Raw genomic sequence first — 17,495 nt, forward strand, 5'->3', positions numbered from 1 at the left:
TCGTACGAAAGCCCTCACAGGACCGTCTCACCGCAGCCGCAGCGCCAGCATCGCGATGTCGTCCTCCCGGTCGTGGCCGAAGGAGGCCAGCAGGGTGTCGCACAGGGCGTCCAGGCCGGGCAGGGAGCCGGCGGCGGCCGCGCGGAGGTGCTCCATCGAGGCCGAGAGGTCCGTGCCCCGGGTCTCGATCAGGCCGTCGGTGACCATGAGGAGCCGGTCGGTGGGTTCGAGGAAGAGCTCGGTGGTCGGCGGGTGGGGCAGCCCGACACCGAGCAGCGGACCGGCCGCCTTGACGTAGTCGGCGCTGCCGGTGTCCCGGACGATCAGCGGGGGGATGTGACCCGCGTTGGCGATCAGGGTGCGCCCGGTGCCGGGGTCGATCAGGGCCAGGCAGACCGTGGCGGTGAGGTCGGGGTGGTAGCGCTGGAGCAGCCGGTCGAGGCGCTCCGCGAGCACGGCGGGGTCGCTGTCCTCGACGGCGTAGGCGCGCAGCGCGTGCCGGAGCTCCACCATGACGGTCGCCGCGTCCAGCGAGTGCCCGACGACGTCGCCGACCGCGGTGAGCACACCCTCGTCGGTACGCAGCGCCGCGTAGAAGTCGCCGCCGATCTCGGTCTCCGGGGAGGCGGGCACATAGCGGACCACGACGTCCATGCCCGGCAGCTCGGGCAGCTTGTGCGGCTGGGGCAGGAAGCTGTGCTGGAGCGTGAGGGCGACATGCCGCTCCACCTGGTACATGAGCAGCGGTTCTGCGGCGAACGCGGTGGCCTGGGTCAGCTGGGCGAGCAGGCTCTCGCGCTCGGGTCCCAGCCTCCGCATCCCGCGCGCGGGCGCGGCCAGGCACACCGTGGCCCTGCCGTCCTGCGTGCGGACGAGCGCCAGCCGGGCATCGTGCTCCACGCCGGGCCGGAAGTACCCGGCCGGCCACAGCGGCGAGGGCACCGTCGTGAGCTGTACGCCGACGGCCTGTCCCCGGGTGAGCCGCTGGAGCAGAGCGGCCACCGCCCGGTCGGCCCCCTCGTCCGGCAGGGCGACACGGATGCGGTCCCGGGACAGGCCCCGGTACAGCCGGTCGTCCTGGTCCAGCACGAAGACGGCGGCGGGGGTGCCGGTGACCCGCGAGATGCCCTCGGCGGCCGCGTCGGTGAGTTCCGGCAGGGAGCGCGCCGCCTGGATGGTGACGATCGTCTCCGACAGCAGTGTCAGCCGTCGTACCAGCGCCCGGTCGTCGGCCCGCACCTGGGCGTTGCGCACGGCGGCGCGGACCACGGCCTCGATCTCCAGGGGCTCGGCGGGCACCCTCAGATAGGCCTCGAACCCCGCGTCCAGGCCCTCGCAGCAGTCGACCGGCGCCACGTTGGCGGCCGAGAAGTGCACGACGGGCAGCCCGGCCGTGTGCGGCCGCTCCTTGAACAGACGGCACAGTTCGAAGCCGCTCATGTCCGGCAGGCCCACGTCGACGAGGGCCACGTCCGGCAGGGTGCCCTTGCGCAGCCGATCGTCGAGTTCGGCGAGCGCCTCGTGACCGGTGGCGACCGGAACGACCCGGTGGCCCGCACGGCTCAGCAGGGTGCTCATGGCGTACCGGCTTGCCTCCGCATCGTCCACGACCATCACGGTCGTGCCTGTCAGGTCTCCGTTGACGTCCATGTGTTCAGCCCTTGGACAGCACGATGGGGCAGACCCGGATCCGGGTCTGCCCCACCAAGGTAATGCCCTTGTCAGGACTTGCGGGAGAATACGGCCACAGTCCGTCCCGGAACGGCGAAGGTGCCCGAAACCCGCTCGTAGGACGACGTCTTGACGGTAGAGTCCGCGCCCGCCGCCTGGACCTCGTGCAGCCCGTATGCCGTGCCGGCCAGGGCGGCCACCCGCTGCTCCTGGGCCTGCGGGGTCGCGTTGAACACCACGACGAGGTCGCCGAGTTCCATGGTGATCACGCCCGGTGTCTCCTCCTTGCCCGACAGCGGGAAGGACAGCTTCGACTGCACCTGCGCGGCCGTGCCGAGGGAGAACACGCTCTCCGTCGAACGGATCCTCAGCAGGTCCTGGTACGCCGCCGAGGTCCCCTCGATCTGCGGGCAGCCCACCTTCACCGAACCCAGCAGGGGCTTGGCGAAGGACCACTTGGACTCGTTGTCGGCCGCCATCGGCAGCCCGCGTCCGAAGCCGTTGCCGTCCTGGCAGCTCCAGTGGATGGCGTTGAACCAGTCGCCGCTGTCGTAGGAGTTGCGGTCCAGGGACTTGGAGCGCAGCAGGTCGGTGCCCGCCTGGGAGAGCGACGGACCCTGCGAGAGGGTCGCGGTCGCCATGGCGAGGACCTGCATCCGGGCGCGGTCGTCCGCGCCGGTCGTGGCGGGCAGCTTGTACGTCAGCGCGTCGAACAGCGACTCGTTGTCGTGCGCGTCGGCGTAGGCGAGGGCGTCGCCCGGCGCGTCCGCGTAACCGGCGGGCCGGCCGTTGTAGTCGACCTCGGCGCCGGTGACCTCCTTGCCGTCGGTGTCGGTGAACGTGTACTGCGCGAGGTTGCCGCTCAGCCCGACCTTGATGAGGTCCTGGTAGTGCAGCAGACGGGCCTTCTGCTCGGCCGTGGTGCCGTTGTCCTTCGAGGAGTTGGGGTCGGTGTAGAGCCCGGACGCGAAGCCCTGTACGCCGGGGTCCTCGTCGAAGGGGCCGCCGCCGCGCACCGCGTCACGGGCCCGGTCGGAGAAGGTGGCGATGCCGGTTCCGGCCATGTTCTTCTGAGTGGCCTGCACGAAACGGGCGTCGTCGGCGACCTCGCCGAAGTTCCAGCCCTCGCCGTACAGGATGATCTTCTTGCCGTCGACGCCGTCCTTGGCGAGGGTCAGCCCGTCCAGGGCCTTGCGGACCGCCAGGATGTTGGCCTTCGGATGGTGGCCCATGAGGTCGAAGCGGAAGCCGTCGACCTTGTACTCCTTGGCCCAGGTGACGATCGAGTCGGCGACCAGCTTGCCCATCATGGCGTTCTCGGGCGCCGTGTTGGCGCAGCAGGTGCTGTTGGCGACCGAGCCGTCGGCGAGGAGCCGCTGGTAGTAGCCGGGGACGAGCTTGTCGAGGACGCTGGTGTCGGCCTGGCCGCCGGCCGCCGTGTGGTTGTAGACGACGTCCATGACGACCCGCAGGCCGTCCTCGTTCAGGGACTTGACCATCTCGCGGAACTCGACCGTGCGCCCGGTGCCGTCGGGGTCGGTGGCGTAGGAGCCCTCGGGGACCGTGTAGTGGTACGGGTCGTAGCCCCAGTTGTAGGCGTCCTTCGCGGCCGCCTTCGCCACACACTCCTGCTGCTTGTCGGAGTCGGCCGAGTAGGAGGCCAGGTCGCAGTCGGGGGTCGTCTGGTCGGACTTCTTCTCGGGGATGGTGGCGATGTCGAACGCCGGGAGGAGATGGACGTAGGAGGTGCCCGACTTGGCGAGCTCCTTCAGGTGCTTGGAGCCGTCGCTGTTCTTGTCGGTGAAGGCGAGGTACGTACCCGGGTCAGTGGCCGTCTTGTCCGCGACGGAGAAGTCCCGGATGTGCAGCTCCTGGATCTGGGCGTCCTTGAGCGGGGTGGCCTTCGGCTTGGTGTACGTCGACCAGCCGCTCGGGGCGAGGGACTTGTCGTCCAGGTCGACGACGAGGCTGCGCTCGGAGTCCGCGGTCAGGGCGACCGAGTAGGGGTCGGTGACCTTGTTGGTGACGACCTTCTGGACGCTGGGCGCCCAGACCTTCACGACGTACCGGTACTCCTTGCCCTTCCAGGACTTGGGGCCGGTGACGGACCAGACGCCGGTGGATGTGTCGCGCCTCATCTTCACCGTGGAGCCGTCGAGCTCCAGTGCGACGCTCTGCGCGGTCGGTGCCCAGACGGACAGCGTCGGACGGCCGCTCCTGTCGAACGTCGGGCCGAGGTCGGCCTTGGTCGCGGCCGGGTGGAGGTCGTCGAGCACGCCGGCGATCTGCACGCCGGTGGCCGCGAGCACGGCACCGTTCACGGCCCGCTGGGAGGCGACGAGCTGGCCCTTGAGGGCCTCGCGCACCCGGTCCCGGTCACGCGGGTCGACGGACCAGGCGGTGTAGTCCTCCAGGTGCGGGAACTTCTCCTTCTGCGCATCGGTCAGGGTGGTCTTCGACAGACGGAGCCAGCGCTCGTCGTCGCTGGTCAGCGCGCCGTCCTTGACCGCGATCGAGCCGTCGCGGCTGTACAGCAGCTGGGTGGAGACCGCGGCGTCGGAGCCGTTCCACGCGACCGTGTTCCGGTCGATCCAGACCGCCTTGGAGGTGGTCAGGTCGAGGGCGGCCGCGGAGCCCGCGGGCTGCGGGAGCAGGTACTTCTCCTGGCCGTTCACCAGCCACACCTCGTGGCCGTTGGCCGTGAGGTCGAGCGACTGGTCGCTGGGCAGGTCCTTCTCGTCGCCCTTGTGGAGGATGTAACTGAGGCTGGTGGCCCCGTCGGTGAGCGGTACCTCGTAGACCGCGCCATAGGCGTCAGTCTTCACCGGCTCGAGGGGCTTGGACCAGTCCGTGGGGTCCGCGGCGCCCGTCCAGACGTGCAGTCCCCAGCCGTCGTGGTTCCCGTCGGACCGGTGGTAGTGCAGGACCGCCTTGGTCTTGTCCTGCGCGGGGTAGTCGGGCCTCTCGGTGACGACGTCCGTCCTGCCCTGCTCGATCCAGACCTCGCCGGTCTTGGTGACGTCGATCGTGCGGTCGGCGGAGACGTCCTTGTTGCCGTCCTTGTCGATGACGAGGAAGCCGACACCGGAGGCGCCCGGCTTCAACTTGACGTAGGCGAAGGCACCGTAGGCGTCACGCCCGACGAAGGGGTGGCTGTCCGGCCAGTTCGTGGCCTCGCCGTCGGCGATGTCGCCCCAGGCGTACAGGCCCCAGTTCGCGTAGTCGCCGTCGGTGCGCTTGTAGTGGACGATCGCGTAGTCGCGGGAGGAGGCGGTGGGGGTCTCCTCGGCGGGCGGGGTGCCGGTGGTGGAGGCCGCCGTGGTGCTCGCGGTGCGGCCGGCCGAGTCGATGACAACGGCCTTGTACCGCAGGGCCGTTCCGGCCGCCACGTCCTCCCCGATGACCTGCGTGACCTTGTACGGCGCGTGGTCGGCGGAGCCGAGCGTCCGCCACTTGCCGTTGCCGACCTGCGCGGCGAAGACCACGCGGTTGAGCTGTCCGCCGTCGACGTCGGCACTGATCTCGACCGTGCCGGTGGCGCCGGTGGCGGGGGCCTTGAGGGTGAGCGTCGGCGCGGTGGCGGGCTTGGCGAGCCTGCCGGCCGCCTTGAGGACGATCGCGGAGCCGGCGGGGACGGTGACGGTGATCTTCTTGTCGGTGTCGCTCTTGAGGGAAGCGTCACCGCCGTAGATCCCCTTGAACGCCATCCCGGCCGAACCGGTCGCGAAGGTCGCCGACTTCGCCTCACCGGCGTTGTTGAAGGCGACGACGTACTCGGTGCCCGTCCTGGCGTCGGTGCGCGAGAAGGCGTAGACCCCGCTGCCGTCGGCCGCGTAGCGCTCGGTCTGGACGCCGTCGGCGAGGGCGGGGTTGGCCTTGCGGAGCTTGGACAGCGCGGCGATCTGCCGGTACAGCGGCGCGCTCGTGTCGTACGCGTCGCTCGCGTGCGTGCGGTCGGTGCCGATCTCGTCGTCGTCGAGGTAGTCCGCCGTCTTCGAGGCGAACATGGTCTGGCGGGCGTCCTTGTCGCCGCCGGCGCCGGTGAAGCCCTGCTCGTCGCCGTAGTAGACGACCGGGTTGCCGCGGCTGAGGAACATCAGCTCGTTGGCGAGCCTGTCCTTGGCGAGGAGCTCGGCGTCGGTCGCCTTCGGGTTGTCCTGGTTCAGGAAGTACCCGATGCGGCCCATGTCGTGGTTGCCGAGGAAGGTGACCTGCTCGTACGCGTTGGCCTTGTCGGTCGTGTACTTGTAGTCGTCGCCGAAGACGGAGGCCAGCTTCTGCGCACTGCCGCCCTGGGAGGCGTACTGCCGTGCCGCCTCCTGGAAGGGGAAGTCGAGCGTGGCGTCGAGGCGGCCCTGGGTGACGTACGGCGAGGTGATCGACGTGTCGGCGGAGTAGACCTCGCCGAACATGAAGAAGTCGTCGCGGCCGTGCTCGGCCGCGTAGGAGTCGAGGGCGGTCGCCCACTGGGTCCAGAACTCCAGGTTGACGTGCTTCACGGTGTCGATCCGGAAGCCGTCGATGTCGAAGTCGCGGACCCACTTCTCGTAGATCTTCTCCATGCCGCTGACGACCTCGGGACGCTCGGTCCACAGGTCGTCGAGGCCGGAGAAGTCGCCCTGGTCGGAGCTCTCACCTGCGAAGGTGGAGTCCCCACGGTTGTGGTACATCGTCGGGTCGTTGAGCCACGACGGGACCTTGGCGGTCTTCTTCGCGGCGGCGACGGTCGGCGTGCGCGCGAAGGAACCGGAACCGACGTCCGGGAAGTCGCCCGTTCCGGCGTAGTCGGTGTCGTCGAAGGGCTCGCCGTCCTTGGTCAGGTACGGGAACGCGCCCTTGGAGAGGTAGTCGTAGGACTTCTCCTCGTAGTCGACGACATCGGCCGTGTGGTTGGTGATGACGTCGAAGTAGACCTTCATGCCCTTGGCGTGGGCCTTGGAGATCAGGGTCTCCAGGTCCTTGTTTGTGCCGAAGTGCGGGTCGACCTGGGTGAAGTCGGTGATCCAGTAACCGTGGTAGCCGGCGGAGGCGTCGCTCCCCGTCCCCTGCACGGGCTGGTTCTTGAAGATCGGGGCCATCCAGATGGAGGTGGTGCCCAGATCCTTGATGTAGTCGAGCTTCTTGGTCAGACCCTTGAGGTCGCCGCCCTGGTAGAAGCCCTTGTCGGTGGGGTCGTACCCGGTGGCGAGGCGGGTGCCCGTCAGCCCGCCCTTGTCGTTGCCGGTGTCGCCGTTGGCGAAGCGGTCCGGCAGGACGAAGTAGAACTGCTCGCGGGTGGAGTCGTGCCGGGCGGGCGCCGAGGCGAGCTTGGCGTCGGAGGGGGGCGGAGGCGGGGTGTCCGCCCGCGCCACGAGGGGTTGGACGAGCGCTGCGGCCAGCGCGGTCACGGTGACCGCGGCGACCCGTCCGGCATGGGCGGAACGACGCCTCGACGGCGACGGCCATCTCGGTATCACAGATGGACTCCTTGCGATTGCGGCGGCTCTACGTGGGTCCGACCCCGCGCGAAACGTATCGCCGCCGTAATGCTTACAGCAAGAGTCCTGAAAGTAACGGAAAGAACTTTCAGGAGGGGAAGTTGGTCTGATAATCGGTCGCCTACGCGGTCACCCCTGGCTACCGTCCCGGCATGGAGCACGAACCGCCCCTCGTTCGCGACCTCCACCCGGAGCTCGTCGCCGAACTGGCCGCCCTCCTGACGGAGGAGGGGGAACACTGGCTGGCCATCTGCGTCTGGGACGTCCGGATGTTCGGCGACTGCGGCTGCGGCGACGACTTCTGCCAGAGCATCCGGACGGCGGAGCATCCGAACGGGCAGCCCTACGGCCCGGGTCATCGCTGCGTGCCGCTGCTGCCCTCGAAGGGCGATCTGATCCTCGACGTCGTGTACGGCCGGATCATGTACATCGAGATACTGGGACGGCCACCCATGCGCCGCGGCGGGGGTGGCCGTCCCGAGGGTGGAGCGGTTCAGCAGCTGGGCTTGCCGGTGTAGATCGCGAGCGCGGTGTTGGCGCCGAGGGTGGCGGTGAACTGGCCGCTGGAGTTCACGGTCACCGTCGTGTTGTTCTGCACGTTGCAGTACGTCCCGGCGCTCAGCGAGGTCTGGTACGTACGACTCAGACTGCTCGACTCGTGGTTGATCGCGACGTAGCCCTTGCCGCCCCGGCCGAAGGCGATCGCGTCGCCGCCGTTGTCCCACCAGTCGGTGACCGACTCACCGCGGGTCACGTTGCGGAACGCGACCATGCGGAGGATCTCCGGCCAGGCGTGCTGGCACTTCCAGCCGTCCTGCCAGCAGGCGGTCACCGAGCCGCTGTTGGGCGGTCCCGCGTCCGTGTCGGACCACTCGTAGCCGGAGTTGATGTCCGGGGCGCCGTACGGGTAGGCGAGCATGAAGACGTTGGCCAGCGTGTAGTTGGCGCCGTCCTTGTAGTTCAGGGTGCTGCCGTTGCGCTCGGTGTCGTGGTTGTCGACGAAGACACCGGCGACCGAGCTGCTCATGTAGCCCCAGCCCTCGCCGTAGTTCTTCAGATAGGCGAGGTTCTCGCTGTTGAAGACCCGCTTGAGGTCGTAGGCGTAACGGAACTCCTGCACGTCCCCGTTGCCGGTGTACTCGGTCGGCTGGACGGCCTCTCCGCTGCCGTAGATGGCCTCCTGCTTCCAGTAGACCGACGTGTTGCCGAGCCGCGACTTGATGTTGGCCAGGTCGGTCGCCGGGATGTGCTTGGCCGCGTCGATACGGAAGCCGTCGACGCCGTAGCCGAGCAGGGTGTTCATGTACCCGGCGATGGTGGCGCGGACGTACTCCTCACCGGTGTCCAGGTCGGCGAGGCCCACGAGCTCGCAGTTCTGGACGTTGGTGCGGTTGGTGTAGTCGCTGATGGTCGACGTGCAGTCGTCGAAGTCGTACGAGGAGTACAGGCCCGGGTAGTTGTACTTGGTGTACGACGAGCCGCCGGTACCGGTGCCGCTGCCCGCGGACATGTGGTTGATGACGGTGTCGACGACGACCTTCACGCCCGCGTTGTGACAGGTGGTCACCATGGTCTGGAATGCGCCGGCGTCGCCGAGACGACCGGCGATCTTGTAGCTCACGGGCTGGTACGAGGTCCACCACTGCGAGCCCTGGATGTGCTCGGCTGGCGGGGAGACCTGGACATAGCCGTAGCCGGCGGGGCCGAGGGTGTTGGTGCACTCCTTGGCGACCGAGGCGAAGTTCCACTCGAAGAGGACGGCGGTGACGTCCTTGGTGCCGGGCGGCGAGGCGGCGGCGGTCGTGGGGGCCAGGACGGCTGCCGCGGTGGCGAGCGCGGTGGCCGCGGCGCCGGCGGTTGCGGACCATCTCGATATCACGTGGGGGCTCCTTGCGTGACGGCCAGGCGTCTTTGCCCGGCGCCGGCGAGAACGTACCGCTAACGAAAGGTTTACAGCAAGGGGCTTGAAACTCACAGCAAGAACTTTCATCCACAACCTTGACGTGCCCTTCTCAACTCCCCCACGCTCACGAGTTGTTGAATGCCGCCCCTTCTCCCCCGGAGCCGCCGATGACCGCCAGACACCGTCCCCCGGGTGTCCTCCGCCGTGCCGCGACCACCGCGGCCGCCGGTGCTCTCGCGCTGGCCGGCGCGATGGCGCTGCCCGCGACACCCGCCCAGGCGGACGCCACGACCTCGGGCGATGTGATCGCCAACCTCTGGTCCTACAACTGGAACTCGGTCGCCTCCGAGTGCACGGACGTGCTCGGCCCCAACGGCTACGGCGCGGTGTGGGTCGCACCACCGTCGGAGTCGCTGAAGCAGTCCAACTACTACTGGTGGGACGTCTACCAGCCGTACTCCTACAACCTCAGCGGCCGCTTCGGGACGGCGGCCCAGTTCGCCTCGATGGTGGACGCCTGCCATGACGCGGGCGTGAAGGTGTATACGGACGCGGTGATCAACCACACCGCCGCGCAGACCGGCACCGGCTACAACGGCACGACGATCACCAACAAGTACGACACCCCCGACTGGGACCCGGACGACTTCCACACGTCGGCCGAGTGCAGCGACTCCGACCTGATCATCGACGACTGGTCGAACCTCAACGAGATCCAGAACTGCGAACTCCTCGGCCTGCCGGACCTGGAGACGGAGGACGACGACGTCCGCTCGGGCATCGCGGCGTACCTCAACAAGCAGATCGCGCTGGGCGTGGACGGTTTCCGGATCGACGCGGCGAAGCACATGCCGGTCGCGGACCTGAACGCGATCCGGGCGAAGCTGAACACGACGACGGCCGGTTCGGCGCCGTACATCTTCCAGGAGGTGTACCCGGGTGCGACGCCGGCCGCCTCCGACTACTACTCCGCCGGTGACGTCCTCGACTTCGACTACGCGAGCAAGCTGAAGTCGTCGTTCCAGGGCAACGTGTCCGACCTGGAGTCCCTGCCCTCGTCCGGTGCGCTGACCCCGGCGAACTCGGTGTCCTTCGTGACGAACCACGACACCGAGCGCAACGGTCTGCACATGAGCTACAAGGACGGCGACACCTACCGGCTGGCGAACGTCTTCCAGCTCGCCTACAAGTGGTCCACCCCGACGGTCTACTCGGGCTTCGAGTTCTCCTCCTCGGACCAGGCCCCGCCGAACTCCAGCGGCTTCGTGACCGACACCGATTGCGCCGGCGGCTGGTACTGCCTCCAGCGGGACACCGCCATCACCGGCATGGTGAAGTGGCACAACGCGGTCGGTTCGGAGTCGGTGTCCAACTGGTCGACCAAGTCGTCGAGCGTGATCGGCTTCGGGCGGGGCACGGCGGGCTACGTGGCCATCAACAACGGCTCGTCGGCGGTGACGTACACCTTCGCGACGGGCATGGCCGACGGCACGTACGCGAACGTCGTCGACAACGGCGCGACGACGGTGACCGTGTCGGGCGGCAGTGCGACCCTCACGATTCCCGCGAAGAGCGCGATCGCCTTCTACGACGGTGAGTTCACGCCGTGCACGACGTGCGAGGACGATGACGACTCGACCTCGACGGTGACGGCGACGTTCAACGAGTACGCGGCGACGACGTCCGGTCAGGACGTGTACGTGGTCGGCTCGATCTCGGCACTGGGTTCGTGGGACACGTCGAAGGCGGTGAAGCTGTCGTCGTCCGGCTACCCGGTCTGGTCGGGGTCGGTGAGCGTGCCGGTGAACACGTCGTTCGAGTTCAAGTACATCAAAAAGGACAGTTCAGGCAATGTCACCTGGGAGTCCAACGCCAACAGGTCGGCGTCCAGCACGACTTCGGCGGTCGGGTTCAACAACTCCTGGAACGTGGCGAGCGCCAACGCCACCGACGTGACCTTCAATGTCACCGCCACGACCGACTTGGGCACGAGCGTCTACGTGGTCGGCTCCATCGCCGCCCTCGGTTCCTGGAACACGGCTGATGCGATCCCGCTGTCGTCGGCCTCGTACCCGACGTGGAGCAAGCTGGTGATCGTGCCGAAGAGCACGGCCTTCGAGTACAAATTCATCAAGAAGAACAGCTCCGGGACCGTGACCTGGGAGTCCGGCACCAACCGCGCGTACACGACGGGCAGTTCGTCGGGCTACAGCACCGGCGACACCTGGAAGTGACCCGTCCCTGACCCGAAGGGGCCGCTCGATCAGTGGGCGGTCCCTTCGGCTGTCGGCTCCGGTGGGTCGTCGGCCGTGATGCCGGCCAGCAGGGTGCGGACCTGCCGGAGGCGCGGGTGTTCCGGATGCAGAGACCGTTCGCAGTCGGTCAGCGCCTGGCGGGCTGCCGTTTCCGCCTCGCTCCGGTGTCCCAGACCGTGCAGGGCGGCAGCCGTGCCCATGTCCAGTCTTCCGCTCTGCTCCCGGACCCGGGGCGGGGCGAATCGACGTGCCTCGGTGAGCGCTTCGGTGTGACGCCCCTGGGCGTTCAGGTTGTCGACCAGGCCGCAGTGCAGGGCGACGAGCGAGCGTCCTTCGGCGCGGGGCAGATTCCCTCGGGCGATGTCCTCGGCCTCCTCGTGGCGGGCCTGTCCGCACAGCGCGTCGACGAGGCCGGCCAGCACGGACAGCTCCAGGCGCCACACCTGCGTCAGATGCTGGAGCCGCGCCAGTTCGCGCAGTACGGCCGCCCCTTCCGCCTCGGCCTCACCGAAGCGCCGCTCGGCGTTGAGGACCACCATGCGGTTCCTGCGCACACCCAGCAGGAGCAGCCGGTACGGCCCGGCGGTGTCGTGCAGCTCCGCCGCGAGGGATTCCATCTCGTCCAGCACCCGCGCACCGCGCCCGTGGCCACACGCCGCGGCCGTGGCCATGAACCTGGCGAACTGCCCCAGGACAAGACCCCGGGGACGCTTGCGCAGGCGTTCCGCTTTCGCCTGGAGCGCCCTGGCCTCGGCCTCGACCTGTTCGTACGCGTCTTCGTTCCAGAGCTCGGAGAGGCGCTCCATGTCAGCCCCGTCCTGCGCGCTTCCCCGTACCGCCCATGCGATGTTCACAGGTGGTGAGGCTACGTGAGGACGCACGCCGGACACCGATACGGCCGGCGGCCCCGACAGCACAGGGCCCGCCGCCTCAGCAGGCAGCGGGCCCTGTCCGGGGAGGACGACCGTCAGGCCGTCGTCCACCACACCGTCGTGTCCGAGGGGACCTTCGTCTCGCCGTCCGCCTCCGTGATCTCACCGCTGGTGAGCAGGACGCGGCCGTAGGACGGGGTCGTGACCGACTCGCCGCTGGTGTTGGCGACGCAGACGAACTCGCCGCGGCGGAAGGCGAGTACGCCCTCGGGGGCGCGGAGCCACTCCACCGACTCGCCGGCGCCCAGGTCCGGCTGGGAGCGGCGCAGACCCAGTGCCGTGCGGTACAGCTCCAGCGTCGAGCCCGGCACGCCCGTCTGGGCCTCCACGCTCAGCTCGGCCCAGCTCGCCGGCTGGGGCAGCCAGCTGCCGCCCGTGCCGAAGCCGTACGACGAGCCCTCCCGTGTCCACGGGATCGGCACCCGGCAGCCGTCGCGGAAGCCGTCCTGGCCGGCGCCCCGGAAGTACGCCGGGTCCTGGCGGACGTCGTCGGACAGATCCACCACGTCCGGGAGGCCCAGCTCCTCGCCCTGGTAGACGTATGCCGAGCCGGGCAGCGCCAGCATGAGCAGGGTTGCCGCCCTGGCCCTGCGCAGGCCCAGCTCGCGGTCGCCCGCCGTGCGGATCTGGGTGCCGAGGCCGGGCGGGTTGGCGAAGCGGGTCGCGTGGCGGGTCACGTCGTGGTTCGACAGCACCCACGTCGCCGGTGCGCCCACCGGGGCCATCGCCTCCAGCGTGCGGTCCACCACCTCGCGGAGTTCCGCCGCTTCCCACGCGGTGCCCAGGTACTGGAAGTTGAAGGCCTGGTGGAGCTCGTCCGGGCGGACGTAGTTGGCGGTCCGCTCGACCGTCGGTGTCCATGCCTCGGCCACGAAGATGCGCTCGCCGGAGTACTCGTCGAGGATCGTCCGCCACTGGCGGTAGATGTCGTGCACGCCGTCCTGGTCGAAGAACGGCATGACATCGTTGCCCAGCAGCTTCAGCTGGTCGTGGTCGCCGAGGTCCGGCAGACCCTCCGCCTTCACCATGCCGTGCGCCACGTCGATACGGAAGCCGTCGACGCCCATGTCCAGCCAGAAGCGCAGGATGGAGCGGAACTCGTCGCCGACCGCCGGGTGTTCCCAGTTGAAGTCGGGCTGCTCCGGGGCGAAGAGGTGCAGGTACCACTCACCGGGCGAGCCGTCCGGTTCGGTGACCCGCGTCCACGCCGGGCCGCCGAAGATCGACTCCCAGTCGTTGGGCGGGAGTTCGCCGTTCTCGCCCTTGCCGGGGCGGAAGTGGTAGCGGTCCCGCAGGGCCGAACCGGGGCCTTCGCGCAGGGCCCGCTTGAACCACTCGTGCTGGTCCGAGGAGTGGTTGGGGACCAGGTCGACGATGATCCGCAGGTTCAGTTCGTGCGCGTCGCGGATCAGCGCGTCCGCGTCGAGCAGGTTGCCGAACATGGGGTCCACGGCCCGGTAGTCGGCGACGTCGTAGCCGGCGTCGGCCTGCGGGGAGGCGTAGAAGGGGCTGAGCCACACGGCGTCCACGCCGAGGTCGCGCAGGTACGGGAGTCGGGAGCGTACGCCTTCCAGGTCGCCCATGCCGTCGCCGTTGCTGTCGGCGAAGCTGCGCGGATAGACCTGGTAGATCACCGCGTCCCGCCACCAGTCGCGGTGCCGGGCGACGGTGGCTACGGCGGAGGTCGGGGCCGGGTCGGCAGTGTGCTGCTGGCTCATGGCGTCCTTGCGTAACGGAGTCATCGGTTCAGGTGGGGGTACGGGGGGGCGGGTGGTGACGAGGCGGCCGCGGTCACAGCGGGGTCGGATGGCAACCACGGCCGCCTCGGGTACTAGGTGTGTGGAGGGGGCAACGCCCCCACACACAGGGGCGCGGGGAACTGCGCGACCAGCCACGACGGCGCTGAGGCCGACCGACGGCAGAACGCGGCACCTACCCCTTTGTTCCGCCCGCGGTGAGGCCGGTCACCAGGTTCTTCTGCACGAGGTAGAAGAACGCCGACACCGGTATGGCGATCAACACCGCCGCCGCCGTCATCAGGTTCCGCTGCGCGTCGTGCTCGCTGACGAAGCTCTGCAGGCCGACGGCGAGCGTGTACTTCTGGTCGTCGAGCATGAAGGTGGTGGCGAAGGCGACCTCACCGAAGGCGGTGATGAAGTTGTAGAACGCGGCGACCGCCAGACCCGGCTTGGCGAGCGGCAGGATCAGCCGGAAGAACGTGCCGAAGGGGGTCAGTCCGTCGACGCGTCCTGCCTCGTCGATCTCGAACGGGATGGTGTCGAAGTAGCCCTTCAACAGCCAGGCGCTGTAGGGCACCGCGGTCGCGCAGTAGACGAGGACCAGCCCAAGGTAGGTGTCGATGAGCTGCAGTTCCGAGAGGATCTGGTACATCGGCACGATGAGTACGGCTATCGGGAACATCTGGGTGACCAGTAGCACCCACATGAACCTCTTGTAGCCGGGGAACCGCATGCGGGAGACCGCGTAGCCGGTGGTGGCCGCCGCGAAGACACCGATGACGGTGGTGCCGAGGGAGACGATCAGCGAGCTCTTCAGCCAGTCGAAGAAGTTCGTGTGCTCCAGGACGAACGAGTAGTTGTCCAGCGTCATCTTGTCCCAGATGCCGCCCGGGTGGAGGTAGTCGTCCTTGTCCGGGCCGAGGGAGAGATAGACCAGCCAGGCGATCGGGAACAGCGCGATCAGGCTCGCGACGGTCAGGATGCCGTGGGAGGCGAGCGAGCCGGCGAGGCTGCGCTGCTCGCGTCCGCGCCCCTTGCGCGGCCGGGAGGCTTCGAGGACCTGCGGGGTCACCGGACGGTCCGCCTTGATCTCGGAGGGGGTTGAGGTACTCATGGTGACTCCTGCCTCAGATCGCGAGCTGCTGGTCGTTGCGGTTCAGCCAGCGGCGGTAGAAGGAGGTGAAGACGATCAGGACGGCCAGCAGCAGGATGCCGTAGGCGGCCGACTGGGCGAAGTCACGCGGCTGCTGTCCGAAGCCGAGGTAGTAGGCCCAGGTGACCAGGATCTGGGCGTCCGGGGCGGTGTTGCCGAACAGCAGGAAGATGATGGCGAACTGGTTGAAGGTCCAGATGATGCCGAGCAGTACGACGGTGGAGCTGACGGACCGCAGACCCGGCAGCGTGACGTACCGGAACCGCTGCCAGGCGTTGGCGCCGTCCATCTCGGAGGCCTCGTAGAGCGAGGCGTCGATGGACTGGAGTCCGCCGAGCAGCGAGACCATCATGAACGGCACACCGCACCAGGTGTTGACCATGATCGCGGCGAACCGCTGCCAGAAGGTGTCCTCCAGCCACAGTGGTGTCGGCAGATGGAGGGTCTCCAGGAAGCTGTTGATGACGCCGCCGTCGGCGAGCATGAACCGCCAGCCGAAGACGGTGACGAAGGTCGGCACGGCCCACGGCAGGATCAGGATCAGCCGGTAGAAGGTGCGGCCGCGGAGCTTCTGGTTGAGCAGCAGGGCGAGGCCGAGGCCGATGCCGTAGTGCAGGGCCACACAGGCGGCCGTCCAGACGATCGTCCAGATGAAGTGCGACCAGAAGCGGTCGTACGCGGTGTCGCCCCAGAGGATGTCGGCGTAGTTGTCGAGGCCGATGAACTTGTAGGTGGCGTCGATGTGGTTGACGCCGATCTGCCGCGCCGTGTTGAGGCTGTTGGCGTCGGTGAGCGTGAGGTAGAGGCCGTACACCAGGGGGTACAGCACGAGGACACCGAGCACGACCGCCACCGGGGCGATCATCGCGTACGCGTACCAGTGCTTCTGGTATCCGTGCCGCAGGCGCTGGCCCAGCCCGGGGCGTTGCCCGCGGTCACCGCGGCGCTTGCCGGTCGCGCGGTCGATGGCGACTGTCATGGTTCGACACCTTCTGGGAGTTCAAGGGGTGTACGGCTCACAGGCCGATGACCGCCGGATCCCTCCCCCCGTGAACCGGGGGATCCGGCGGCCGCTCGGGGCTTACTTGGAGAAGTCCGGGACCAGCTTGGCGATCGCGGTCTCGGCGTTGCTCAGGCCCTTGTCCAGGGACTCCTTGCCGCCGGCGATCTTGGGCAGCTCGGTGTCCAGCGGGCCCCACAGGGAGCTGTACTCGGGCAGCGCCGGGCGCGGCTGGGCGGCGGAGAGGACCGTGCCGTAGCCGGCGATGCCCGGGTCGGCCTTGACCTCGGTGGTGTAGGCGTCGTCACGGGTCGGCAGCGTGGAGTTCTTCAGCGCGATGGTCGCCTGGGACTTCGCGGAGGTCATGAAGTTGAGGAACTTCAGCGAGGCCTTCTGGTGGGCGGCGTCGGAGCCGGCGTAGACCGAGAGGTTGTGGCCGCCGGTGGGGGCGCCCGCCTTGCCGGTGGAGCCGGCCGGGACGGTGGCGATGCCGAGGTTGTTCTTGTCCTTGAACGCGGCGCCCTTGTAGAAGTTGGTGATCTCCCACGGGCCCTGGATGATCGAGGCGACCTTGCCGTTGACGAACGCGTCCTGGATGTGGGCGTAGGCGTCGGCGGTGGTGTCGGCCTTGTGCAGGCCCTTGCCGGAGAAGAGGCTCAGCCAGGTGCCGTACGCCTTCTTCGCGGCGTCCGAGTTGACCGTGACCTTCTTGGCGTCGGCGTCGACGGTGTCGGTGCCCTCGCCGTAGAGGAAGGACTGGGCGTAGTAGGCCTGGGTGGAGCCCCAGTAGCCGTCGACGCCGGTCTTGTCCTTGATCGTGGCGGCGGCCTTCTTCAGGTCGTCCCAGGTCTTGGGGGCCTCGACGCCGGCCTTCTCGAAGAGCTCCTTGTTGTACACAAGGGCGAGCGTGTCCGTGACGATCGGGACGCCGTACGTCTTGCCCTCGTACTTGGCCTGCTCGATCAGATTGGACTTGAACTTGCTCTCGTCGGCCAGGGCCTCGGTGCCGTCCAGCGGCAGGAAGAAGCCCTTCTTGGCGAAGGCGGGGGTCCAGCCGACCTCGGAGCGCAGCACGTCCGGGGCGCCCGAGGCGCCGGCGGCGGTGTCGAACTTGTTCTGCGCCTGGTCGAAGGGGACGTTGACGTACTTGACCTTGACGCCCTTGTTGGCGGCCTCGAACTCCTTGATGAGGGCCTTGTAGACCGGCGCCTCATTGGTGGCGTTGGAGGTGTCCCACCAGGTGATGGTGACCGGGCCGTCGGCCTTGTCGCCGCTGTCGCTGTCTCCGCCGCAGGCCGTCGCCGCGAGGGCGAGGGACGCCACCAGCGCGGTGGCCGCTATGCCACGCCGCATGAGTTCTCCTTG

10 protein-coding genes are annotated in these 17,495 nt (G+C 68.5%); 2 read left to right on the plus strand and 8 right to left on the minus strand.

Going from position 1 to position 17,495, the window contains the following annotated elements; genetic code table 11:
• Positions 1–27: 27 nt before the first annotated feature.
• Both ACWD3I_RS09380 and pulA read right to left on the minus strand, forming a co-directional pair.
• Positions 28–1,650: a fused response regulator/phosphatase gene (locus ACWD3I_RS09380; protein WP_365401615.1), complete on the minus strand. Its 1,623-nt coding sequence runs from the start codon at positions 1,648–1,650 to the stop codon at positions 28–30.
• 71 nt (positions 1,651–1,721) lie between these two features.
• Positions 1,722–7,127 carry a pullulanase-type alpha-1,6-glucosidase gene (gene pulA, locus ACWD3I_RS09385; protein WP_365401618.1) on the minus strand — a complete coding sequence of 1,802 codons (5,406 nt, stop codon included), beginning with the start codon at positions 7,125–7,127 and terminating at the stop codon, positions 1,722–1,724.
• 173 nt (positions 7,128–7,300) lie between these two features.
• Between pulA and ACWD3I_RS09390 the strand changes: the two genes are divergently transcribed.
• The gene (locus ACWD3I_RS09390; protein WP_365401621.1) at positions 7,301–7,666 is read left to right on the plus strand and encodes a hypothetical protein; all 366 of its coding nucleotides are present in this window, start codon (positions 7,301–7,303) and stop codon (positions 7,664–7,666) included.
• Here the strand turns inward: ACWD3I_RS09390 and ACWD3I_RS09395 are convergent.
• A complete protein-coding gene (locus tag ACWD3I_RS09395) occupies positions 7,642–9,027 on the minus strand; it encodes an alpha-amylase (protein WP_365401624.1) in 1,386 nt (461 codons plus the stop codon). The genes ACWD3I_RS09390 and ACWD3I_RS09395 overlap by 25 nt on opposite strands.
• 191 nt (positions 9,028–9,218) lie before the next feature.
• On the opposite strand from ACWD3I_RS09395, the gene ACWD3I_RS09400 reads away from it, so the two are divergent.
• On the plus strand, positions 9,219–11,285 hold the full coding sequence (locus ACWD3I_RS09400; RefSeq protein ID WP_365401627.1) for a carbohydrate-binding module family 20 domain-containing protein: 2,067 nt from the start codon (positions 9,219–9,221) through the stop codon (positions 11,283–11,285).
• Between the two features lie 29 nt (positions 11,286–11,314).
• Here ACWD3I_RS09400 and ACWD3I_RS09405 read toward each other — a convergent pair whose 3' ends face one another.
• The 5 genes from ACWD3I_RS09405 to ACWD3I_RS09425 form a co-directional block, all read right to left on the minus strand.
• Positions 11,315–12,112, minus strand: coding sequence for a tetratricopeptide repeat protein (locus ACWD3I_RS09405; protein WP_365401630.1), 798 nt, complete (start codon positions 12,110–12,112; stop codon positions 11,315–11,317).
• A gap of 161 nt (positions 12,113–12,273) precedes the next feature.
• Positions 12,274–13,956, minus strand: coding sequence for a glycoside hydrolase family 13 protein (locus tag ACWD3I_RS09410; protein WP_365401633.1), 1,683 nt, complete (start codon positions 13,954–13,956; stop codon positions 12,274–12,276).
• A gap of 214 nt (positions 13,957–14,170) precedes the next feature.
• Positions 14,171–15,091 carry a sugar ABC transporter permease gene (locus ACWD3I_RS09415; protein ID WP_365401636.1) on the minus strand — a complete coding sequence of 307 codons (921 nt, stop codon included), beginning with the start codon at positions 15,089–15,091 and terminating at the stop codon, positions 14,171–14,173.
• 13 nt (positions 15,092–15,104) lie between these two features.
• Positions 15,105–16,109 (minus strand): carbohydrate ABC transporter permease, encoded by a 1,005-nt coding sequence (locus ACWD3I_RS09420; protein ID WP_365401639.1) that lies wholly within the window; start codon positions 16,107–16,109, stop codon positions 15,105–15,107.
• 102 nt (positions 16,110–16,211) lie between these two features.
• Complete coding sequence (locus ACWD3I_RS09425) at positions 16,212–17,483, minus strand: extracellular solute-binding protein (RefSeq protein ID WP_365401642.1); 1,272 nt, start codon at positions 17,481–17,483, stop codon at positions 16,212–16,214.
• Between the last annotated feature and the right edge of the window lie 12 nt (positions 17,484–17,495).

The sequence above is a fragment of the Streptomyces sp. NPDC002817 genome (genome assembly GCF_053592055.1).

Bases quoted from the DNA above. Each gene is read 5' to 3' on its own strand.
- ACWD3I_RS09420 (WP_365401639.1), bottom strand. From the start codon at position 16,109: ATGACAGTCGCCATCGACCGCGCGACCGGCAAGCGCCGCGGTGACCGC.
- ACWD3I_RS09380 (WP_365401615.1), bottom strand. From the start codon at position 1,650: ATGGACGTCAACGGAGACCTGACAGGCACGACCGTGATGGTCGTGGAC.
- ACWD3I_RS09400 (WP_365401627.1), top strand. From the start codon at position 9,219: ATGACCGCCAGACACCGTCCCCCGGGTGTCCTCCGCCGTGCCGCGACC.
- ACWD3I_RS09425 (WP_365401642.1), bottom strand. From the start codon at position 17,483: ATGCGGCGTGGCATAGCGGCCACCGCGCTGGTGGCGTCCCTCGCCCTC.
- ACWD3I_RS09415 (WP_365401636.1), bottom strand. From the start codon at position 15,091: ATGAGTACCTCAACCCCCTCCGAGATCAAGGCGGACCGTCCGGTGACC.
- ACWD3I_RS09410 (WP_365401633.1), bottom strand. From the start codon at position 13,956: ATGAGCCAGCAGCACACTGCCGACCCGGCCCCGACCTCCGCCGTAGCC.
- ACWD3I_RS09405 (WP_365401630.1), bottom strand. From the start codon at position 12,112: ATGGAGCGCCTCTCCGAGCTCTGGAACGAAGACGCGTACGAACAGGTC.
- ACWD3I_RS09390 (WP_365401621.1), top strand. From the start codon at position 7,301: ATGGAGCACGAACCGCCCCTCGTTCGCGACCTCCACCCGGAGCTCGTC.